This window comes from Tropicibacter sp. Alg240-R139, from assembly GCF_900537075.1.
In the GTDB taxonomy this organism is placed as follows: domain Bacteria; phylum Pseudomonadota; class Alphaproteobacteria; order Rhodobacterales; family Rhodobacteraceae; genus Falsiruegeria.
In genome coordinates this window covers 1-21,068 of the sequence record NZ_UNRA01000008.1, presented here as the reverse complement: position 1 = coordinate 21,068, position 21,068 = coordinate 1, and the positions used below count along the sequence as shown (strand labels likewise).

The following is a 21,068-nucleotide window of genomic DNA, read 5'->3' as shown; positions in this document are numbered from 1 at the left end:
CTTACTTTTTGCGGCTGGCCTTGAGCTCGAGCAGTCGCGCGCGCAGCTTGGCGGCCAGACCGGGTTTGACCTCTTGCTTGGCGCGGGTCATCGCCAGTGCCTCGTCCGGGACATCGCGGCTGATGACCGATCCGGCCCCGACCAACGCCCTGGCGCCGATCTTGACCGGGGCCACCAGGGCAGAATTCGACCCTATAAAGGCGTTTTCACCAATTTCCGTGTGATGCTTCAGAACCCCGTCATAGTTGCAGGTGATCGTACCCGCACCAATATTGGCCTCGGCCCCGACCGAAGCGTCCCCGATATAGGACAGGTGGTTGACCTTGGCGCCCTTGGCCAGAACCGCGTTCTTGGTCTCGACAAAGTTGCCAATCTTGACGCCCTCGGCCAGATCGCTGCCGGGACGCAAACGGGCGTAGGGGCCCACGATGCTACCCTGCCCCACATGGCAGCCCTCAAGATGGCTGAACGCGCGCAGCTCGACGCCGTCTTCGACCACCACACCGGGGCCAAAGACCACGTTGGGCTCAATCAGCACATCGCGGCCCAGTTTGGTGTCATAGGCAAAATGCGCGGTTTCGGGCGCCACCAGCGTGGCCCCCTCCTCCATCGCCTGACGGCGGCGGCTGGCCTGGAACACGGCCTCGGCTGCGGCCAGATCCACGCGCGAGTTCACACCCAACGTCTCGGCCTCGTCACAGGTCACCGCGACACAGCGTTTGCCATCGGCATTGGCGATGTCGACAATATCCGTCAGGTAATATTCACCGCTGGCGTTGTCATTGCCCACCTTGGAAATCAAATCAAACAGCGTCGCGCTGTCGGCACAAACCACACCCGAATTACACAGGGTGATGCCCAGCTCGGCGGGCGTTGCATCCTTGGCTTCAACGATGCGAGTCAGACGATCGCCTTCGACCACCAGACGACCATATTTTCCGGGCACAGCCGCCTCGAACCCCAGGACCACCACATCGGCGCCACTGGTGCGGGCGGCCTGAATATCACCTAAGGTTTTGGCACTAACAAAGGGTGTATCGCCATAAAGCACGATGGCATCGCCCTCGAACCCTTGCAGCGCGGCACGCGCCTGATCCACCGCATGGGCCGTACCCAACTGTTCGGTCTGCAACACGATCTCAGCTGCGGGATCATGCGCCAGCACACGCTTGCGCACCAACTCGGCACCGTGGCCTGCCACCACCACGCAGCGTTCAGGCGACAGCGGTTTGCCTGCTTCCATCGCATGCACCACCAGTGGCGCACCGGCAATGGGATGGAGCACTTTGGGTAGGTCCGAGCGCATGCGGGTGCCCTTGCCGGCGGCAAGGATAATCAGGGCAAGTGTCATGATAAAATGTCTTCAATAAGGGCTGTTCCGGGTCGCAAAACTCCTAGCCAATAATCCCCCCCTTGCCAAGACACAGCCCAAGCTCTTCTGCCGCCCAAGCCGTGCCCCAAGACGGTTACATCAGCTCTCGTAATGCCCCGTCTGGTGCCACCGCCAAGCGTCCGAAATCATCTGCTTCATGGTCGAACGCCCCGGAGTCCACCCCAATTCAGCGGCAGCGCGGGTGCTGCCAGACACCAGCTTGGTGCAATCTCCCGCCCGACGTGGACCAACAGAATATGGGACCGGGCGATTGGTGATCACCCGCCCCTGATCGATCACCTCCATCACGGAAAAACCGGTGCCGGTGCCCAGGTTGAAAACACGGCTCTCTTTGCCCTCTTGCAGCCATGTCAGCCCCAGAACATGCGCATCCACCAGATCGCAGACATGCACATAGTCCCGGATGCAGGTGCCGTCGGAGGTCTCGTAATCCGTTCCAAACACGGTCAATGCATCCCGCTTTCCATCGATGGCATCTAGCATCAAGGGGATCAGATGCGTTTCCGGGCGGTGGAACTCGCCCACTTCGGCCTCGGGGTCGGCCCCGGCGACGTTAAAGTACCGGAAGATGACCGAGCGCAGCCCAAATGCGGCCTCGAAGTTTTTCAAGATATCTTCGACCGCACGTTTCGAGGCCCCATAAGCGTTCAGCGGCAGTTGCGGTGTCCCCTCATCCAGAACAACGTTGTCGTGATCCCCATAGGTCGCACAGGTCGACGAGAACACGAACTGCAGGCAGCCTGCGGCCACAGCGGCCTGGATCAGCGTCAGAGATCCGCCAACATTGTTCGCCCAGTATCGGCCCGGTTCCTGCATGGCCTCACCGACCTGACTGAGCGCAGCAAAATGAATGACAGCCGAGGGTTTGTATGTGGCAAACACCTCATCCAATCGTGCCCGGTCATTCAGGTCACCCTGTTCAAAGGGGCCGAATTTCACCGCGTCTCGCCACCCCGTGACAAGATTGTCGTAAGTCACAGGCACAAAGCCCGCCGTCTTCAGCGCCTTACAGGCATATGAACCAATGTATCCTGCACCGCCGGTCACCAAAATATACGTCACGCATAATCTCTCTAAACCATGTTTTGGACGGCCTAATACCACGTGACTTACGAAACGACCAAGATCAAAACCATGCGCTCCGAATGCTGCCTTTGATCCGCCCCTGAACAGAAAACGGCCCACGACAGGGGGGCAAAAAAGAACAGGTCAATATTTGGAAAAATATGATTTGAGAAATCTTTACGCCCGTCCAAGATGGACTGAAGCTGGCTGCAGCGGTTGTTCCGCAGCTTGTAAAAAGGGGTCATGCAGCCAGGAAGCACGCACAACCGGACGGTAAGCACGACCGGAACCGCCCCCTCCCAACACAGGCCATTGAAACCTTGCCCCGGATTGCCGATTGTGCGGCCAGAGCATAAGGCCCGGGCAACAGGACGCCCCGGACAACAAGAAGGATTGAGGCAAGATGCGCATTGCGATGATAGGAACAGGCTATGTGGGGCTGGTCTCGGGCGTTTGTTTTTCGGATTTTGGCCATGACGTGATTTGCGTCGACAAGGCCGAAGCCAAGATCGAGATGCTGCAGGCAGGCCAGGTGCCAATCTATGAGCCGGGGCTTGAGGCGTTGATGGCCAAGAACGTGGCGGCGGGGCGGTTGAGCTTTACCACTGATCTGACGGCCGCCGTGGATGGGGCCGATGCGGTGTTCATCGCCGTCGGCACGCCCACGCGACGCGGCGACGGGCACGCGGATCTGACATACGTGATGGCCGCCGCGAAAGAGATCGCACAGGCGATGACCGGCTATACTGTGGTGGTGACAAAATCCACCGTGCCGCTTGGCACCAACCGGCAGGTGAAACAGACCATTCTCAAGGCCAATCCCAAGGCCGAGTTCGACGTGGCATCAAACCCAGAATTCCTGCGCGAAGGGGCGGCGATCGACGATTTCATGCACCCCGACCGTGTGGTTGTGGGGGTGCAGAACGAGCGCGCAGGTGAGGTGATGGCCGACATCTATCGTCCCTTGTATCTGCGTGATTTCCCAATCCTGACCACTGATCTGGAAAGCGCCGAGATGATCAAATACGCGGCCAACGCGTTTCTTGCGACCAAGATCACCTTCATCAACGAGATCGCAGGCCTGTGTGAGCGGGTTGGGGCAGATGTGAAAGAGGTGTCGCGCGGCATTGGCATGGACGGGCGCATCGGCAACAAGTTCCTGCACGCAGGCCCCGGTTATGGCGGCTCGTGCTTTCCCAAGGACACCGCAGCCCTGGCGCGGATCGGGCAGGACAATGCCTTTCCGATGCAGATCACCGAGACGGTCATGCGCGTCAATGACGAGGTCAAATCCCGCATGGTCGAAAAGTTGCGCGATGCGCTGGATGGCACGTTCAACGGCAAGACCGTTGCCGTTTTGGGGGTGACATTCAAACCCAACACCGACGACATGCGCGACGCACCCAGCCTGACCATCGTGCCGGCCCTGATCGGCGGCGGCGCCAAAGTCCGCGTGGTGGACCCCCAAGGATTTGCCGAAGGCGAGGATCTGTTGCCAGGGGTCAAATGGATGGACGATCCCTATCACGCTGTGCGCAACGCCGATCTGGTGGTGCTGCTGACCGAGTGGAACGAGTTCCGGGCGCTCGATCTGAAGCAGATGGCCAAGAAGATGGAAACGCCCCGCATGGTCGACCTGCGCAACATCTACACCGAGAAATCCGCCAAGCGGGCCGGGTTTGAAATGTACCTTGGGGTGGGGCGCTGAAGGTTAAGGAAACGTTTCGCACGCGAAACACTTTGCTTCAAACAGAGTCTGGTTAACGGAAAAAAGAGGGGAGGGGGCTTTGCCCCCGCCGCGCGATGCGCGACTCCCCCAGGATATTTTTGGCCAAATGAAGAGACGGGTCAGGCGCGGCGGATCGCGTCCTGGATCAGCTCGACCAGGTCTTCGGTGACGCCTTCGCCCACCAGCTCAATGCGGCTCTGATCCGGGGTGAATCGCATTTCGATGCCGGTCGTGACCTGGGTGACGATGCGCTCGCCCTTCGCCGGGTTCTGCGCAGTCGAGCGCACGCGAGGACGCGGCGAAGGCTCTGGATCTGCCGCCAGAGGAGGGGTCTGACGCTCAGCCAGGGCCTGGGCGATGATCCGCATCTCGGCACCGGCGCTGTCGCGAGGAGTCTCTTTCAGCCGCTCTTTCAGCGCATCTGCGAACCCTGGATCACGCACCATCTCGCGCGCCATGGCCAGGCCCAGCTTTTCGCTGATCGCTGACGGATACCAGAGCGTCGCGTCAAAGGCATCGACCAGCATCATGAAGGTGCCGATCTTGGACCGCTTGGACCGGGTGGCATTGGCAAAGAGCCCTTGAAGGGCGGCGCGCTGTGTCGGATAGACCTCTTCCTTCATCGCGCGTACAGCGATGCGGGCGCGCTCATAGTGGCTTAGGTTCACCCGGATTTCGTTTTCTTCGACCATCGCCACATAGGCGTCCTGGGCCGTGTCCGGTGTGATCACCATGGCACGGACTTGGGCGAATTTCGGCTCTGATGTTTCTTTGTAGAGCCTCTTTAGCGCCGTCAAACGGCGCCAGCCCGAGATCAGACCATGTGTCCGTCCACCGGCTGGATCGGGCAGGGCTACCACCTCGACCGGCATCTGCTGACCCCGTGCGCGTAAGCTTTCGACCAGCGACTCCATCTCTTCTTCGTTCTGCTCCAGACGGTCGCGCACAAGGTGGCGTTCATCGATGGCATCGAGATCCAGCAGCTCCAACATCCGCCCCTCGGCGCGTGCTGTGGCCAGCGCCTCGCTTACCTCTGCCAGCGCAGCGGTGGCAGAGGCCTCGCCCGCGACCTGCGCAATGGGGGCGTTCATCCCCACTGGCATAGCTTTGGTTTCAGGTGCGGCTTGCGATGTCCCTAGAAAGCCAGGTTGTGCGGGGGTCAGCCGTTTGCGCTTTGCCATCTGAAATCCTCCTGTTTGCCCCTGTTAGGGTCTGTTATTCCGCTGCTTGTTGGGTTTCGAGCTCACCACGCCGCCACACACCCAGAAGCAGGCGTTTGAAGGCGGCATAGGTGGCGTCAAATGTCTCACGACCTCGCGCATAGGTCTCGCGGTTGAAATCGCGATAATCGGCCTCGTAGATGCCGTTCACCTGCTCGCCGGCCTGGCCAATGAGCGCGGTGAAATCCTGTCGGTGCGGCGAGAGCGTTTTGCCCAAATAGGCCTGCATCAGAGCCGAAAGTTCACCCTGTTGCGCGCCGTCATAGCGGGTGATCACCGTGCGCACCGCGTCCCATTCAAAGCCCATCTCGGGCCGCCCCAGGGCGCGGGCGGCGACGTTTTCGCCATCCTCGATGCTGGCAAATGTAGAATGCAGCATGTCAAAGAAACGACCCGTGCTGTCGAACTCCAGAAACGATGCCCCCATGGGCACCAGCAGGATGTCGGCCGCCGCCAGCCCGTTGATGGTCAGATAGCCAAGGGCCGGGGGCGTATCGATGAACACCAGATCATAATCATCCAGCACCCCGTCCGCCTCGAGCCGGTCTGTGAGCGCATCCCAGAGCTTCCATCCGCGCGCCTGCATGCGCCAGACCGGGATCTGGAACTCGGCCCAGTAGAGGTTCAGCTGCGCGCCAATCAGGTCGATGTTTGGCCAGTGGGTGGATTGGATGACGTCTTGGGCAGTCATGTCCATGGCGGCGCTCAGCGCCTCGTCCAGGGGCTGTGGCGCGTCGCCGCGATCCAGGCGGCGCTGGTTCTCGATGCGCAGATGCTCGCCGTAGTGGCGCGCCAGCAGAGGGAAAGCGGTATTCCACTCATCCTCGACCCGGCCGCCAAAGATCGAGGTCATCGAGCCCTGACTGTCCAGATCCACCACCAGTACCTTGTAGCCGTCCAAAGCGGCGGACATTGCCAGATGGGCCGCCGTGGATGTCTTGCCGACGCCGCCCTTGAAGTTGGCCACGGCCACCAGTTTGGCGGGCTGTCCAGCGGGGCGATAGGGGAGATAGTTCTTGGCCTTTGATCCCTGCGCCCCAAAGAAGGCGCGCAGGCGCAGCACCTCGTCCAGGGTGAACCATTTGGCGCCGCCTTCAGTCTCGGACTGGCCTTGGGGCAGGTCGGGGTTCTGCTTCAGCACGCGGCGGAAATGGGCCTGGGCCACGGGGATCAGATAGCGGGTGATTTCCCAGGTCGAAAACAGGCGCAGGCTTTTGCGCCCCTCGTCATCCATACCCCGGCTGGCCAGGTCCGCCCGACCCCGAGTGCAAGCTTCGGCGATTTCAGCAAAGCCGCCGGTATCTGTGGGTAAGTCCAGCTCGCTAAGCGCGGCATCAGGATCGATGTTGAAATAGGGGGGCAGGGAGGTGCTGTCCTTGGCCATGATGAAATCCGCTCGATGTGTCGTGTTTCCCCCATGATACCCAAAAAGGTGGCACATGAAAGAAAAAGGCGCAGGTCACCTGAATTTTCTTAGCAAAATAAGGGGATGGTGCTGCGAATATAGCGCAAGATTTTGCGTGGCGAAATTTTTTTAGGGTGTTAAATGTGTGTTATCTTCAGTTACAGGACACTGCTTTTGAAAGAAAACTCTTTTAATTCAATGCTCAAAACCTAAATTCCCAGATCATGATGACTCTGAAACCCCGAAAGAGTGACTCTGAACCCCCGATGAAGTGACTCCGAACCCCCGTTGTCAGGCAGTTGTCTGGGCTTGTGGATAACTCTAGGGTGGCGTTACTAAAACCACGAAAGAAAACGAGCCCGTACATGAGTCGGCCAACCGACCGAAAAACGGGCCATCCAGACAAGAGCCGGGGCAGGGCGAATGAGCAGGGCAGTGACAACAGCGGGGGGGCTATTGCCGGACCGCCACCAACAGGGCGATTTTTTCGTCTGCGATATCTTTGATGCGATCCCCAAGGACGACATCGCCAGCATGGAACATCCGCTGTTTTCGCTGGCGACGCGGCCCGATCGACGCATCCTGCAGTATGACCACAACGGCACCGAAATCACCGTGACGCCGTCGGTCAAGGGGCTGGCCACGATCCACGACAAGGACATCCTGATCTTCTGCATCAGCCAGCTGATGGCGGCGATCAATGCCGGACGGCAGGTCAGCCGGACGCTACAGCTCAAGGCGCATGATCTGCTGGTGGCGACGAACCGTGAAACCTCCGGTGACGCCTACCGCCGCCTGCGCGAGGCGTTTGAGCGGCTGGCGGGCACCCGCATCACCACCAACATCGTGACCGGCGAGACCGAGACCACCAGCGGCTTTGGCCTGATCGAAAGCTGGGAGATCGTGCGCAAATCCCGCGGAGGCCGCATGGTCAGCGTATCCGTGACCCTGTCGGATTGGCTGTTTCGCGCGGTGGTGTCGAAATCGGTGCTGACGCTCAGTCGCGATTATTTTCGCCTGCGCAAACCGCTGGAACGGCGGATCTATGAGCTGGCGCGCAAGCACTGCGGCCGCCAGCCGGCCTGGACCGTCTCGGTCGACACGCTGCTCAAGAAATCCGGCAGTGCCTCGCCGCGCCGCGTGTTTCGCAAGATGCTGCGCGACATGATCACGGCCGATCATCTGCCCGATTACGAGATGACCGAGGAACCCGGCGACCTGATGCGGTTCACCCCGCGTGGTGGCTTGGTGAGTTCCGACACGCCGCCACCGACGCTGGGCTTGGACGCGCTGGAAGAGGCGCGCCGCCTGCTGCCGGGCGCGGATATCTATGCGCTCGAGGCAGAGTGGCGCGGGGTCTGGGCGCGCTCGGGGTCTCCGCGGTTGCGTAAGCCGGATGCGGCATTTCTGGGCTGGGTGAAAAAACGCGCGGCCCGGTGACATACACCGAGCGCTCTTGGTACATGTCGGCAAGAGCTTTTGCCGGACGATTTTGAAAGAGGTGATTTGCAGATGCAGGTGGAGCAAACCGTATTGCCAGGGGTGCTGATCCTGACGCCCCAGCGTTTCGGCGACGCGCGCGGGTTCTTCAGCGAAAGTTGGAACCAGAAGCGCATGGCTGAGGCTGGGATCGCGCTGGAGTTTGTACAGGACAACCATTCGCTGTCCGCGAGCGTGGGCACCATCCGGGGCCTGCATTTCCAATCTCCGCCTCACGCCCAGGACAAGCTGGTGCGCTGCGGGCGTGGCGCGCTGTTTGATGTGGCGGTCGACATCCGCAAGGGGTCGCCCACCTATGGCCAATGGGTGGGGGTCGAATTGAGCGCCGAGAACGGCAAGCAGCTGCTGGTGCCCAAAGGGTTCCTGCATGGATTCGTCACCAAGGCCCCGGATACCGAGATCTGTTACAAATGCACCGACTACTACGCCCCCGACTGTGACGGCGCGGTGCGGTGGGACAGCTGCGGCATCGATTGGGGGTTTGACAGCACACCGGTGCTCTCGGACAAGGACACGGTCGCGCCCGCGCTGGCCGAGTTTGACAGCCCTTTCACGTGGGAGGGGTAGCCATGCGTTTGATCGTAACCGGTGGGGCAGGGTTCATCGGATCGGCCGTGGTGCGTCAGGCGGTGGCGGCAGGGCACGCGGTGCTGAACCTCGACGCGCTCACCTATGCAGCCTGCCTGGACAATGTGGCCAGCGTCGCCGATGCAAGCAATTATACCTTTTTAGAGGCTGATATTTGCGACCGTGCGGCGATGGATGCGGCGTTCGCCGAGCATCAGCCCGACGCCATCATGCATCTGGCGGCTGAATCCCATGTGGACCGGTCCATCGACGGGCCGGGCACCTTTATCGAAACCAACATCACCGGCACCTATACGCTGCTTGAGGCCGCGCGTGAGTTCTGGCTGGGGCAGGGGCGGCCCGATGGTTTTCGCTTTCACCACATCTCGACGGATGAAGTTTATGGCTCGCTCGGCGACACCGGCCAGTTTACCGAGGACACGCCTTATGACCCCCGCTCGCCCTATTCGGCGTCCAAGGCGGCCAGCGACCATCTGGTGCGCGCCTGGGCCGAGACCTATGGCCTGCCGGTGGTGCTGACCAATTGCTCGAACAATTACGGCCCCTATCATTTTCCCGAAAAGCTGATTCCGGTGGTGATCCTGAATGCGCTGGCGGGCAAGTTGCTGCCGATCTATGGCGATGGCTCCAACGTGCGCGACTGGCTGTATGTCGAGGATCACGCTGATGCGCTGCTGACGGTGCTACAGCGCGGACAGCTGGGCCGGTCGTATAATATTGGCGGCGAGAACGAGCGGTCGAACCTGGAGCTGGTGCAGACGATCTGCGCCATCCTTGACCGGCTGCGCCCCGGGGAGCAGCCATATGCCGACCTGATCACATTCGTCACCGACCGCCCCGGTCATGATGCGCGTTATGCCATCGACCCGACCCGCATTCGCGACGAGCTGGGCTGGCGGCCCTCGGTGACGGTGGAAGAGGGGCTAGAGAAGACCGTGTGCTGGTATCTGGACAACGAACCCTGGTGGCGCGCCCTGCAGGACCGTCACGGAGTTGGCGAACGGCTGGGGGTCAAGGCATGAGGCTTTCTCTTCACCTTTTCTCAAGTACTCCCGCCGGAGGCTTGGGTTTTCAGGGAAAACCCAATTCATTTCGCCTTCGGCGAGAGTATTTGAGAAAAGATGAAGGGCAGGGCGCGTGAACATTCTGGTGTTTGGACAGACCGGGCAGGTGGCGCGGGAACTGGCGATGTATGAGGGCGTGACTTGTCTGGATCGGACGATGGCGGATCTGGAAGACCCCGACGCTTGTGCGGCGGTGATTGCTGTGCGGCGCCCCGATGCGGTGATCAATGCGGCAGCTTACACGGCTGTCGATAAGGCCGAAGAGGTTGAGGCGCGCGCCACCATGATCAACGGCGATGCACCCGGCGCCATGGCGCGGGCCTGTGCGCATTTGGGCATCCCCTTTGTCACGATCTCGACGGATTACGTGTTTTCCGGCGCGGGGGATCAGCCTTGGCAGGTGGATGATCCGACCGGCCCCCTTGGGGTTTATGGGCGCTCCAAACTGAAAGGGGAGCAAGCAGTGCACGCCGCAGGTGGGGCTTATGCGATCCTGCGCACGTCGTGGGTGGTCTCAGCGCATGGACACAACTTCGTCAAGACCATGCTGCGGCTGGGGGCGGAACGCGATGCGCTGACCATCGTGGGTGATCAAATCGGCGGGCCGACGCCTGCGCGCGATATTGCGGCGGCTTGCATCGAAATGGCCCGGCAGCTGGCGACGGATCCGGCCAAGTCGGGGGTCTATCATTTTGCGGGTGCGCCAGATGTCAGCTGGGCAGATTTCGCACGCGAAACATTTGCCGTTGCGGGACTGTCTTGTGCGGTCACGGATATTCCCAGCTCGGACTATCCTACACCGGCCAAACGCCCGCTGAATTCCCGGCTGGATTGCGCCACATTAGGGACTGTTTTTGGTATTAAGCGTCCCGACTGGCGGGTTGGCCTGCGGGACATTGTGAAAGAGGTTTTGGGATGAGCGATCGTACAGGGCGCAAAGGGATCATTTTGGCAGGGGGCAGCGGCACGCGGCTCTATCCGATCACCATGGCTGTTTCAAAGCAGCTGTTGCCGCTTTATGACAAGCCGATGATCTATTACCCGCTCAGCGTGCTGATGTTGGCCGGTATCCGCGAGATCTGTGTGATCACCACGCCGCAGGATCAGGACCAGTTCAAGCGGACCTTAGGCGATGGCAGCCAATGGGGGATTTCGCTGACATATGTGGTCCAGCCCAGCCCCGATGGTCTGGCGCAGGCGTTCATCCTGGCCGAGGAGTTCCTTGACGGATCACCCGCAGCGCTGGTTCTGGGCGACAACATTTTCTTTGGCCACGGGCTGCCCAAGCTGATGGCGGTGGCGGATGCGCAGACCCAGGGCGGCACGGTCTTTGGCTATCACGTGGCCGATCCGGAACGGTACGGCGTGGTGGCGTTTGACGATGATGGCCGCGCGCGCGAGATCATCGAGAAACCGGATGTGGCGCCGTCGAACTATGCGGTGACCGGGCTTTATTTCCTGGATGGCACCGCGCCGGAACGCGCCAAACGGGTGCAGCCGTCGCCGCGTGGCGAGCTGGAGATCACCGACCTGTTGCAGATGTATTTGGAAGAGGGCGCGCTGCGCGTGGAAACCATGGGGCGCGGCTATGCCTGGCTCGACACGGGCACCCACGCCAGCCTGCTGGATGCGGGCAACTTTGTGCGCACACTCGAGGAACGGCAGGGCCTTCAGACGGGCTGCCCCGAAGAGATCGCGTTTGAGGCGGGCTGGATCGACGCAGAGCAGTTGCGCGCGCGGGCCGAGATGTTCGCCAAGAACGCCTATGGCCAGTATCTGTTGGGGCTGCTTTCATGAAGCTGCTGATCGTGCATCAGAACATGCCCGGTCAATACCGCGAGCTGGTGCAATGGCTGGTGGCGCAGGGCGGGCATCAGATCGTCTTTCTGACCCAACGCAACCCGGCACCCAAGATCGCCGGTGTCACCCCCTGCATTTACAAGACCCACCATGTGGCCGCTGACAAGGCTTATGGGTTGTCCAAGGTCTGGGAAAACGCCGCCGGGGTCGGCTTTGGCGCGATGGAGGCGGCGCGCAAGCTGGAACGCGACGAGGGGTTTCGCCCGGATCTGATCCTGGGGCACACCGGCTGGGGCGAGCTGACGTTCTTCAAGGATCTGTGGCCGGACGTGCCAATCCTTGGGTTCTTTGAGTTTTACTACAACATGACCGGCGGGTTGGTGGGGTTCGACCCCGAGGAACCGGTGTCGGAGCACACGCCTTATCTGATGCGGGCGCGCAATGTGGTGCCGAACATGAACCTGCACACGGTGGACGTGGGGCACGTACCGACCTTTTGGCAGCGCGATGCTTTCCCAAAGCTGTTTCATGACAAGATGTATGTCTGTCACGACGGCATCCGCACCGACCATCTGCGCCCCAACACAGATGTGGCGCTGACGCTGGGGCGGATGGAGCGGCCACTGACACGCGATGATGAGGTGTTCACCTATCTGGCGCGCAATCTGGAGCATGCCCGCGGCTTTCACGTCTTTATGCGCGCGCTGCCCCATATCCTGGCGGCCCGCCCCAACGCACGGGTGCTGATCCTGGGCGGCAACGATGTGTCCTATGGGCGCAAGAGTAAACACCCCAAGGGGCTGCGCGGCGAGATGGAGGAGGAGGTGGGCGACAGCGTCGACTGGAGCCGGGTGCATTTCCTGGGCCGGTTGCCGTATGAAAACTTTTGCCAGGTGGTGCAGCTGAGCCGCTGTCACCTTTATCTGACGATGCCCTTTGTGCTCAGCTGGTCGGTGCTCGAAGCGATGGCGATGCAGGCCACGGTGGTGGCTGCGGATGTGGCGCCCGTGCGCGAGGCGGTGACCCACGGTGAAACCGGTCTGCTGGTCGATTTCTTTGATCCCAAGGCCATCGCTGATCAGGTGATTGATGTGCTGACCCATCCCGGCGCTTATGCGCATCTGGGGCCTGCGGCGCGGGCCCATGTGGTGGGGGCTTATGATTTCATGACCCGTTGCCTGCCGGAACACATTCGGCAAATGAACGCATTGGTGCCGCAATCGTGTCACATCCCGGCCCCATGATGCGCGCCAAGGGGGTGTGAAGGGGAGGAATGAAACCGTGATCAGGTTCCTGTCAGAACCTTGCAACATCATTGATTGCAGGGTCCGTTCACGCCTATACCAAGGCGGCGGTGTAACATCGCCGTTATCAGAGCAGACTTAATCAGTATTTGAGGATCAGCCATATGACACGCAAAGTCACCAAGGCTATTTTTCCCGTAGCCGGTATGGGGACCCGGTTCCTGCCGGCGACCAAATCGGTGCCCAAGGAAATCATGACCCTTGTCGACCGTCCGTTGGTGCAATATGCCATCGACGAGGCCCGCGCGGCGGGCATCAAGGAATTCATTTTTGTCACCTCGCGCGGGAAATCCGCGCTTGAAGATTATTTCGACCATTCGCCCATTCTGGAGCAGGAGCTGCGCAAGAAGGGCAAGACCGAGCTGCTGAACACGTTGAAAGCCACCAACATGGACAGCGGCGCCATCGCTTATATCCGCCAGCACAAGGCGCTTGGCCTGGGCCACGCGGTCTGGTGCGCGCGCCGTCTGATCGGCAACGAGCCGTTCATGGTGATCCTGCCCGACGATGTGATCGCGGCCGAAAAACCCTGTTTGCAGCAGATGGTCGAAGCCTATGCCGATACCGGGGGCAATATGGTTGCCGCGATGGAGGTGCCGCCCGAGCAGACCAGTTCGTATGGGGTGCTCGATGTGGCCGAGGACATGGGCAGTGTGGTGTCCGCCAAGGGCATGGTGGAAAAGCCATCCGCCGAAGACGCGCCATCGAACCTGGCCGTCATTGGCCGCTATATCCTGGCGCCCTCGGTGCTCAAGACGCTCAACCAGATCAAGTCGGGCGCGGGCGGTGAAATTCAGCTGACCGACGCCATTGCTGCTGACATCGACAGGGGCACGCCTGTCTACGGGTATCGCTTCCGCGGGCAGCGGTTCGATTGTGGCTCTAAGGCGGGGTTTTTGCAGGCAACCGTGGCTTTTGCTTTGGCTCGCGATGATCTGCGTGATGATCTGAGCCGCTATCTGAGCGAGATCGAAATGAGCCGCAAAGCTGCTGAATAAGCCCCTAGAAGCGTGTCTGAAGGGGGACGGGAACCACAGCCCAATCCATGCTGTATTTGCGCCACAGACTCCGGTCTGTGGCGCTATTTTGTGGTGGTGGCGCATTGTTTGGTGCGCGCGGCTGTGGTCTACAGCAGAAATTATTCGACGGTATGAGCGGACAGGATTCTGTTCGTGATGAAAGTTAAGACGGGATTGGAAATGCGGCTTGGGGGAATAGTCAGCGGGCTGGTGATGCTGTGCTCGGGTGCCGTGTTTGCCGAAGACGCGTCGGATACTGCCGAGAACCAGGTTGCTCAGGCCGCACAGACCGGTCAGAGCCCACAGGTCGCGCAGGAAGAGCCCACGCTTGAGCCCCTGCCGCAGACCACACTGAACTTTTACGGCATGCCGGGGATCGTGGACATGCCCTCGGCCGAGATGCTGCCCGAGGGGCAGTTTGCCACCACGGTGTCGAATTTTGGGGGCCAGACCCGGATCACGCTGGCCTTTCAGCCGTTTGACTGGATGACGGCCTCGTTCCGCTATATTGTGGTCGAAGATTGGAACATCGGCAATATCGCGACGTATTACGACCGCAGCTTTGACGTCCGCATGCGCCTGTTCAAGGAAACCCGGCGCTTTCCCAGTGTGACCCTGGGCATGCGGGATTTGGCGGGCACCGGCATCTATGCGGGTGAATTCATCGCTGCGACAAAGACCTTCAACACTCAGGCCTGGGGCACCTCGCGCTTGCCGGGGCGGCTCAAGGTAACAGCGGGTCTGGGTTGGGGGCGGCTCGGCTCGTACGGATCTTTTGGCAGCACCGGAAACCGGCCTGCTCGACCGGCTGGGGATCTGGGTGGTAATCCGGGCTACAGCCAGTGGTTCCGGGGGCCTGTTGCCGCCTTTGGCGGGATCGAATGGCAGGCCAATGACCGGCTGGGCTTCAAGGTGGAATATTCCTCGGATGCCTATGTGACCGAGACTCAGACCACCTCGGTGTTTAAGCGGCGCTCGCCCTTCAACTTTGGTGTGGAATATCAGTGGACACCGCGCACCCGCGTGGGCGCCTATTATCTTTACGGCTCCGAGATCGGGGTGAACTTTCAGATCCAGTTGAGTCCCTACAAGCCCAACGTGCAGCCGCGCCTGCCGGCCCCTTATCCGGTACAGCCGCGTCCCGATCCCCAGGTCGATCCGGTGGCCTGGTCGACCGAATGGACGGCCTCGACGGCGGCAGTGGCCCCTTATCTGCGCGACCAGCTGGCCCCGCTGCTGGTCGAAGACGGGCTGCTGCTTGAGGCGTTGGACATCTCGGCTGAAACTGCCGAGCTGCGATTCCGCAACCTGCGATACGGATCAAACGCGGTGGCCATCGGGCGTGCGGCGCGGGCGATGACGCGGGTGCTGCCCGCCTCGATCGAGATTTTCCGGCTGACGCTGGTGTCGCAGGGTTTGCCGTTGTCGACGGTGGTGATCCACCGGTCCGACCTGGAACAGCTTGAATTCGAAAATTTCGCTTCGGATCAGATGCTGGTGGAAACCCGCTTTACCGATCCGCGGCCCCTGTCGGAGGCGGCAGTTCAGGCCGAAGATCTTTATCCCAACACCAGCTGGTCGGTGGCGCCCTATTTTACGCCGGGCTTTTTTGACGTTACAGCGCCCCTCCGTCTGGATGTGGGCGTATCGCTGCGGGGCAGCTATCAGCCCGCGCCGGGCTGGGTGATTGCCGGCCGTATCAACCAGCGGCTCTTTGGCAACCTGGATGGCGGGACTTCGTCGGCCACGGCCTTGCCGCCGGTGCGGACGGACCGGGTGCTTTATGCCCAATATGGTACCACGCTGAACCAGCTGTATCTGGCGCGCTACTGGAAACCTTCACCGGATCTCTATGCGCGGGTGACGGCGGGGTATTTCGAATATGGCTATGGTGGGCTGTCGACCGAGCTGTTGTGGAAACCGGTCAACAGTCGTCTGGCCCTGGGAGTCGAGGCGAACTATGCGCTTAAGCGCGATTACGACCAGTTGTTCGGGTTTCGGGATTACCGCGTCGCCACGGGCCATGCATCGGCCTATTACGACTTTGAAAACGGCTTTTTGGCACAGTTGGATGTCGGGCGTTATCTGGCCGGAGATTTCGGTGCCACCCTGGGTGTCGACCGGGTGTTCAACAATGGCTGGTCGGTGGGCGGCTTCTTTACCAGAACCAATGTCTCGGCGGCCGAATTCGGTGAAGGCTCGTTCGACAAGGGGATCCGCTTCCGTATCCCGGTCACCTGGTTCCTGGGCAGCCCCAGCAAGCGCGGAGTCGGCACCACCATCCGGCCGATTCAGCGTGACGGCGGCGCCCGCGTACATGTACCGGGACGGTTGTACAATCAGGTCCGCGGCGCGCATCGCAACGTGCTGTCGGATCAATGGCCGAGGTTCTGGGAATGAGAACGGGAGCAGGACAGATGGTGCGATGGACGCGGGCAGCCGGGCTGTTGCTGGGCGGTTTGGTGTTGGTCGGCTGCGCCGAGGGGCCCGAGCCCGCACCGCTGCAGGTGGAAATCTATCGTGCCGGTCAGCAGGCCATCGCCAAGCGGACCCAGGCACGGGACACAGGCACACAGCCCGCACCGACGCGGGCATTTCTGGACAGCTTAGATGTACCAGTGCAAGAGATGATCGTCGAACGCAGCAATGTGGTGGCCTATGTCATCAAGCACTTTGAGACCCGCGACAATCTGCCGGGCCAGGTGCAGGTCTGGCGCACCAACGACGATTTTTCGGTTGCCATGCGCAACGGTGTTCTGATTTCGACGCGAGGGTTCTGGGGCGACCTGCTCTCGAGCTCGGTGCAGGTCAGCGGGTCTGAACCCGGACCCAGCCATGAGGGCGAGCACATCCAGATGATTCTTGCCCGCGACAACCGCGAGGTGCCTTTTGCCTTTGGCTGTGAGTTGACTGACTTGGGTCAGGAAACCATCGAAATCGTCGAACGACGCCACACCACGCAGCACATTCGCCAGAGCTGTGAGGGGCGAAAGGGCTCAATCACCAATGAATATTGGGTCGACAAGCGTCGTGGCGTGGTAATGCAGTCGCGCCAATGGGCCGGACCCAACATCGGTTATCTGCGATTTCGCCGCCTGACGGATTAACGAAGCAGAAGTAAAAATACGTTTGGAATTCCGAAGTGTATCATGTAAATAAGGTCGTGAACGTTTCGGTAGACGTGTGTCACATCTTGGTCAAAGGAATCTGGATTATGAAAAAAATTGCAGGAATTATCGCAGTATGCGCACTGATGGCTCCGGTCGCTGTTGTAGCTGAAGATCTGCCCGTGCAGGTAACCCAAGCTCAGCCAGCCCCCGTGGGTCTGGGCGGCGCTGGTGGTCTGGGCGGCGCAATCGCAGCAGCCCCGGTTGCAGCAGCAGCCATCGGTCTGGGCGTGATCGGCATCGTTGCGGTTATCGCCGACGACGACGACAACAACGCCAGCACCACCACCACCACCAACTGATCGTTTTTGCGATCCAGCTGATGGATTGGATGAATTTGGAAACAGGTCCCGCTTCGGGGCCTGTTTTCGTTTTTGCCCCCTTTTCCTTTGAAGCCGCGGACGGGCGGGCCTATGCCGGAAGCGTAGTGGGGCCAGGGGCGATGCATTGCCAGTGGCCCTGGCTCTGGGTATGACCAAAGTCTGAACAGACCCCAATCGGGGGGCGGGTTAAATAGGTAGGATCACATGACAAAGACGGCGCTTATCACCGGTGTGACCGGACAGGATGGATCCTATCTGGCAGAGTTCTTGCTGGAAAAAGGCTATGAGGTGCACGGCATCAAGCGCCGCTCGTCGCTGTTCAACACCGCCCGGGTCGATCATATCTATGAAGATCCCCATGTCGACAATGCCCGGTTCAAGCTGCATTACGGCGATCTGACCGACACGTCGAACCTGACCCGCATCATTCAAGAGGTCCAGCCCGACGAGGTCTATAACCTGGGCGCGCAATCCCATGTGGCCGTGTCGTTTGAAAGCCCGGAATACACCGCTGACGTCGATGGCATGGGCACGCTGCGTCTGCTCGAGGCAATCCGGTTTCTGGGGCTGGAAAAGAAGACGCGATTTTATCAGGCCTCGACATCGGAACTCTATGGCTTGGTGCAGGAAACCCCGCAGAAGGAAACAACGCCTTTCTACCCGCGTTCCCCTTATGCGGTGGCCAAGCTTTACAGCTATTGGATCACGGTGAACTACCGCGAGGCGTACGGCATGTATGCCTGCAACGGCATCCTGTTCAACCACGAGAGCCCGCGCCGTGGCGAGACATTTGTGACCCGCAAGATCACCCGTGGTCTGGCCAATATCGCCCAAGGGCTCGAAGAGGGCCTGTACATGGGCAACATCGACGCGCTGCGCGACTGGGGTCACGCCAAGGATTACGTGCGCATGCAGTGGATGATGCTGCAGCAGGATGAGCCCCAGGATTTTGTCATCGCCACCGGCGTGCAGTATTCCGTGCGCCAGTTCATCGCCTGGTCGGCCGAGGAGCTGGGCATCTCGCTAGAGTTCACCGGCGAGGGGGTTGAAGAGATCGCCACCGTGACGGCGATTGAAGGCGACAGCGCCCCGGCGCTGAAGGTGGGCGATGTGATCATGCGCATCGACACGCGCTATTTCCGCCCCGCCGAGGTTGAAACCCTGTTGGGCGATCCCTCCAAGGCGAAATCGGAACTGGGCTGGACGCCCGAGATCACCGTGCAGGAGATGTGCGCCGAGATGGTGGCCGAGGATCTGAAAACCGCCCGCCGCCATGCACTGTTGAAAGAGCACGGCATGGATGTGCCGGTCTCACACGAGGGGTAAGTCGCAATGAAGATCTATGTGGCAGGCCACCGGGGCATGGTGGGGGGCGCGATCCTGCGCCAGTTGCAGGCGCGCAAGGATGCGGGCGAAGAGTTGGATCTGATCACCCGCACCAGTGCGGAGCTGGACCTGACCAACCAGGCCGCGGTGCAAGATTTCATGGCTGCCGAGCGTCCTGATCAGGTGATCCTGGCCGCAGCACGCGTGGGCGGGATCGTGGCCAACAACTCCTATCCGGCGCAGTTCATCTATGAAAACCTGATGATCGAATGCAACGTGATCCATGCCGCCCATCAGGCGGATGTGCAGCGTCTGTTGCAGCTGGGGTCATCCTGCATCTATCCCAAGATGGCCGCACAACCGATGTCCGAGGACGCGCTGCTGACTGGCACGCTGGAGCCCACCAACGAACCTTATGCCATCGCCAAGATCGCGGGCATCAAGCTGTGCGAAAGCTACAACCGCCAGTACGGGCGCGACTATCGCTCGGTGATGCCCACGAACCTTTATGGGCCCGGCGACAATTTCCACCCCGAGAATTCCCACGTGCTGCCCGCGCTGATGCGCCGATTCCACGAGGCCGCCCGCGATGGGCTGGACGAGGTGGTGATCTGGGGCAGCGGCACACCCATGCGCGAGTTCCTGCATGTGGATGACATGGCGGCGGCCTCGTTGTTTGTGGCCGATCTGGACGCGGACACTTATGGGGCCAATACGCAAGAGATGCTGAGCCACATCAACGTGGGTTCGGGCACCGATGTGACCATCCGCGAGCTGGCCGAAACCGTGGCGCGGGTGACCGGCTTTACAGGTCGGCTGGCGTTTGACAGCTCTAAACCCGATGGCGCACCGCGCAAGCTGATGGATGTGTCCCGTCTGGCCGACATGGGCTGGAGCGCGACCATCCCTCTGGAAGAGGGCATTCGCCAGACCTATGCGTGGTTCCTGTCCCTGGATACAGCCGATCTGCGCCAAAAATAGGGTCTAATAGGGCTTTGTCGCCCTTATTAGGCCTGGATAAAGCGCAGATTGCCCGGCTCGATATAAGCCGCTGTCAGCTTGCCGGTAGCAAAGGCGCCGGTGTCAGTGGCGATACGCCCGTCGGTTGCGTTGGCTTCGTCCACGATGGTATGGCCATGCACCACCCAAGTACCGTCGCTGCGGGCCTTGTGGTGGAAATCCGGGTGCCCCCATTTCAGGATGCGCGGGCTTTGTGTGGCGATAGGTTCAGCCGGATCGGCGGCGGCATGAACCACTGCAACATTGCCGGTCTGCCATGAAGTTGGCATGTCCTCGAGCCATTTGATCATCTCAGGGCCCATGGCGTCTTCGAGCGCATTGCGGGCCTGTTCCATCGCGCCATCCGTGCTTTGGTCGGAAATCGCGCCGACATCAAAGCTGAACAGGGTCTGCAACCCACCATAGCGCAGCCAACGGGCGCCACGCTCGGCCGGATCTTCGAGGAACTTGAGCAGCATGTCTTCGTGGTTGCCGGTCAGGCAGATCACCTGGCGGCCCGCGCTCTGACTTAGAGCATGGACATGGCGCAACACCTGGGCGCTTTGTTCGCCCCGGTCGATGTAATCGCCGACAAAGACCAGCGGCACGCCCAAGGCGCCATCTTCGGCGTCGATCTTGGTCAACAGCCTGTCCAGCAGGTCCATACGACCATGCACATCCCCGATGACATAGAACGGGGTATCGGGGGCCAGCTCGGCGATGAAGGGCACGGCCTTGGGCTTGCCGGAGAAGAGGCGTTTGAGAAGTGACATGTACCGGGAAATATAGGAACCGGCATGAGGGGTCCAGTCCGGACCCCTCATGCCGTAGGTCTTAGGCCATCACAACCCGGCGATGGCTGCTGCGATCAGGCCGGGGCCAAGCTGATTGACGACGCGGCCCCAACGGGTCACGCGCTGCTCGGCGATAAAGACGATGTCGTTGGGCCGCAGTTCCAGCTTGGTGGCCATAACAAAGGCGGCGGCGTTTTCGGCATCCAGATGCAAGGCGAGCACACGCTCTTGGTGGCCCTTCTTGGGGGCCGCGCGCAGCACATAGATTTCCGACGGGTCCGAGGTTTCGCTGGAAAAACCGTTGCCGTCGAACAGCGCGTCAGCCAGTGTCGTCTGACGATCAAAAGGCAGGGTATAGCCTGTCTCTTATMC

The 21,068-nt window shown here is 60.7% G+C and carries 19 protein-coding genes; 13 read left to right on the top strand and 6 right to left on the bottom strand.

The window, feature by feature from the left end:
- Window position 1: 1 nt before the first annotated feature.
- Both glmU and galE read right to left on the bottom strand, forming a co-directional pair.
- Complete coding sequence (gene glmU / locus G6R15_RS21205) at window positions 2-1,351, bottom strand: bifunctional UDP-N-acetylglucosamine diphosphorylase/glucosamine-1-phosphate N-acetyltransferase GlmU (protein ID WP_164662003.1); 1,350 nt, start codon at window positions 1,349-1,351, stop codon at window positions 2-4.
- 120 nt (window positions 1,352-1,471) lie between these two features.
- Window positions 1,472-2,455, bottom strand: coding sequence for a UDP-glucose 4-epimerase GalE (gene galE, locus G6R15_RS21200; RefSeq protein ID WP_164662001.1), 984 nt, complete (start codon window positions 2,453-2,455; stop codon window positions 1,472-1,474).
- Between the two features lie 406 nt (window positions 2,456-2,861).
- On the opposite strand from galE, the gene G6R15_RS21195 reads away from it, so the two are divergent.
- Window positions 2,862-4,166, top strand: a complete 1,305-nt coding sequence (locus tag G6R15_RS21195) for a UDP-glucose/GDP-mannose dehydrogenase family protein (RefSeq protein ID WP_164661999.1) — start codon at window positions 2,862-2,864, stop codon at window positions 4,164-4,166.
- A gap of 140 nt (window positions 4,167-4,306) precedes the next feature.
- Here G6R15_RS21195 and G6R15_RS21190 read toward each other — a convergent pair whose 3' ends face one another.
- Window positions 4,307-5,368: a ParB N-terminal domain-containing protein gene (locus G6R15_RS21190; protein WP_164661998.1), complete on the bottom strand. Its 1,062-nt coding sequence runs from the start codon at window positions 5,366-5,368 to the stop codon at window positions 4,307-4,309.
- 34 nt (window positions 5,369-5,402) lie between these two features.
- Window positions 5,403-6,791 (bottom strand): AAA family ATPase, encoded by a 1,389-nt coding sequence (locus G6R15_RS21185; protein WP_164661996.1) that lies wholly within the window; start codon window positions 6,789-6,791, stop codon window positions 5,403-5,405.
- A gap of 444 nt (window positions 6,792-7,235) precedes the next feature.
- Here G6R15_RS21185 and G6R15_RS21180 point away from each other — a divergent pair, with 444 nt between their 5' ends.
- The 12 genes from G6R15_RS21180 (at window position 7,236) to G6R15_RS21125 (ending at window position 19,884) form a co-directional block, all read left to right on the top strand.
- Window positions 7,236-8,252 carry a replication initiator protein A gene (locus tag G6R15_RS21180; protein WP_164661994.1) on the top strand — a complete coding sequence of 339 codons (1,017 nt, stop codon included), beginning with the start codon at window positions 7,236-7,238 and terminating at the stop codon, window positions 8,250-8,252.
- Between the two features lie 72 nt (window positions 8,253-8,324).
- Window positions 8,325-8,879, top strand: coding sequence for a dTDP-4-dehydrorhamnose 3,5-epimerase (rfbC, locus tag G6R15_RS21175; protein ID WP_164661992.1), 555 nt, complete (start codon window positions 8,325-8,327; stop codon window positions 8,877-8,879).
- 2 nt (window positions 8,880-8,881) lie between these two features.
- The gene (gene rfbB, locus G6R15_RS21170; RefSeq protein ID WP_164661990.1) at window positions 8,882-9,922 is read left to right on the top strand and encodes a dTDP-glucose 4,6-dehydratase; all 1,041 of its coding nucleotides are present in this window, start codon (window positions 8,882-8,884) and stop codon (window positions 9,920-9,922) included.
- A 115-nt stretch (window positions 9,923-10,037) separates the two neighbouring features.
- On the top strand, window positions 10,038-10,883 hold the full coding sequence (gene rfbD, locus G6R15_RS21165) for a dTDP-4-dehydrorhamnose reductase (RefSeq protein ID WP_164661988.1): 846 nt from the start codon (window positions 10,038-10,040) through the stop codon (window positions 10,881-10,883).
- On the top strand, window positions 10,880-11,761 hold the full coding sequence (gene rfbA / locus G6R15_RS21160; protein ID WP_164661986.1) for a glucose-1-phosphate thymidylyltransferase RfbA: 882 nt from the start codon (window positions 10,880-10,882) through the stop codon (window positions 11,759-11,761). Before rfbD ends, rfbA begins: the two co-directional genes overlap by 4 nt.
- Window positions 11,758-13,008, top strand: coding sequence for a glycosyltransferase family 4 protein (locus G6R15_RS21155; protein ID WP_164661984.1), 1,251 nt, complete (start codon window positions 11,758-11,760; stop codon window positions 13,006-13,008). The genes rfbA and G6R15_RS21155 overlap by 4 nt, the downstream gene beginning before the upstream one ends.
- A gap of 164 nt (window positions 13,009-13,172) precedes the next feature.
- Window positions 13,173-14,066: a UTP--glucose-1-phosphate uridylyltransferase GalU gene (gene galU, locus G6R15_RS21150; protein WP_164661983.1), complete on the top strand. Its 894-nt coding sequence runs from the start codon at window positions 13,173-13,175 to the stop codon at window positions 14,064-14,066.
- 177 nt (window positions 14,067-14,243) lie between these two features.
- Entirely contained in the window at window positions 14,244-16,487 is a 2,244-nt protein-coding gene (locus tag G6R15_RS21145) for a YjbH domain-containing protein (RefSeq protein WP_240336827.1), read from the top strand.
- A 17-nt stretch (window positions 16,488-16,504) separates the two neighbouring features.
- The gene (locus G6R15_RS21140; protein ID WP_164661981.1) at window positions 16,505-17,194 is read left to right on the top strand and encodes a YjbF family lipoprotein; all 690 of its coding nucleotides are present in this window, start codon (window positions 16,505-16,507) and stop codon (window positions 17,192-17,194) included.
- Window positions 17,195-17,301: 107 nt separating this feature from the next.
- Window positions 17,302-17,556: a hypothetical protein gene (locus G6R15_RS21135; protein ID WP_164661980.1), complete on the top strand. Its 255-nt coding sequence runs from the start codon at window positions 17,302-17,304 to the stop codon at window positions 17,554-17,556.
- A 225-nt stretch (window positions 17,557-17,781) separates the two neighbouring features.
- The gene (gene gmd / locus G6R15_RS21130; protein WP_164661978.1) at window positions 17,782-18,903 is read left to right on the top strand and encodes a GDP-mannose 4,6-dehydratase; all 1,122 of its coding nucleotides are present in this window, start codon (window positions 17,782-17,784) and stop codon (window positions 18,901-18,903) included.
- 6 nt (window positions 18,904-18,909) lie between these two features.
- A complete protein-coding gene (locus tag G6R15_RS21125) occupies window positions 18,910-19,884 on the top strand; it encodes a GDP-L-fucose synthase (protein ID WP_164661976.1) in 975 nt (324 codons plus the stop codon).
- A 26-nt stretch (window positions 19,885-19,910) separates the two neighbouring features.
- Here the strand turns inward: G6R15_RS21125 and G6R15_RS21120 are convergent, their stop codons facing one another.
- On the bottom strand, window positions 19,911-20,675 hold the full coding sequence (locus tag G6R15_RS21120) for a metallophosphoesterase (RefSeq protein WP_164661974.1): 765 nt from the start codon (window positions 20,673-20,675) through the stop codon (window positions 19,911-19,913).
- Between the two features lie 69 nt (window positions 20,676-20,744).
- A complete protein-coding gene (locus tag G6R15_RS21115) occupies window positions 20,745-20,957 on the bottom strand; it encodes a hypothetical protein (RefSeq protein WP_164661972.1) in 213 nt (70 codons plus the stop codon).
- Window positions 20,958-21,068 lie beyond the last annotated feature (111 nt).

Coding starts and splice junctions, on each gene's coding strand:
- G6R15_RS21140 (WP_164661981.1), top strand. CDS start 16,505: ATGGTGCGATGGACGCGGGCAGCCGGGCTGTTGCTGGGCGGTTTGGTG.
- gmd (WP_164661978.1), top strand. CDS start 17,782: ATGACAAAGACGGCGCTTATCACCGGTGTGACCGGACAGGATGGATCC.
- G6R15_RS21135 (WP_164661980.1), top strand. CDS start 17,302: ATGAAAAAAATTGCAGGAATTATCGCAGTATGCGCACTGATGGCTCCG.
- rfbA (WP_164661986.1), top strand. CDS start 10,880: ATGAGCGATCGTACAGGGCGCAAAGGGATCATTTTGGCAGGGGGCAGC.
- G6R15_RS21155 (WP_164661984.1), top strand. CDS start 11,758: ATGAAGCTGCTGATCGTGCATCAGAACATGCCCGGTCAATACCGCGAG.
- rfbC (WP_164661992.1), top strand. CDS start 8,325: ATGCAGGTGGAGCAAACCGTATTGCCAGGGGTGCTGATCCTGACGCCC.
- G6R15_RS21190 (WP_164661998.1), bottom strand. CDS start 5,368: ATGGCAAAGCGCAAACGGCTGACCCCCGCACAACCTGGCTTTCTAGGG.
- G6R15_RS21125 (WP_164661976.1), top strand. CDS start 18,910: ATGAAGATCTATGTGGCAGGCCACCGGGGCATGGTGGGGGGCGCGATC.
- rfbB (WP_164661990.1), top strand. CDS start 8,882: ATGCGTTTGATCGTAACCGGTGGGGCAGGGTTCATCGGATCGGCCGTG.
- G6R15_RS21145 (WP_240336827.1), top strand. CDS start 14,244: ATGAAAGTTAAGACGGGATTGGAAATGCGGCTTGGGGGAATAGTCAGC.
- glmU (WP_164662003.1), bottom strand. CDS start 1,351: ATGACACTTGCCCTGATTATCCTTGCCGCCGGCAAGGGCACCCGCATG.
- galU (WP_164661983.1), top strand. CDS start 13,173: ATGACACGCAAAGTCACCAAGGCTATTTTTCCCGTAGCCGGTATGGGG.
- G6R15_RS21180 (WP_164661994.1), top strand. CDS start 7,236: ATGAGCAGGGCAGTGACAACAGCGGGGGGGCTATTGCCGGACCGCCAC.
- G6R15_RS21195 (WP_164661999.1), top strand. CDS start 2,862: ATGCGCATTGCGATGATAGGAACAGGCTATGTGGGGCTGGTCTCGGGC.
- G6R15_RS21185 (WP_164661996.1), bottom strand. CDS start 6,791: ATGGCCAAGGACAGCACCTCCCTGCCCCCCTATTTCAACATCGATCCT.
- G6R15_RS21120 (WP_164661974.1), bottom strand. CDS start 20,675: ATGTCACTTCTCAAACGCCTCTTCTCCGGCAAGCCCAAGGCCGTGCCC.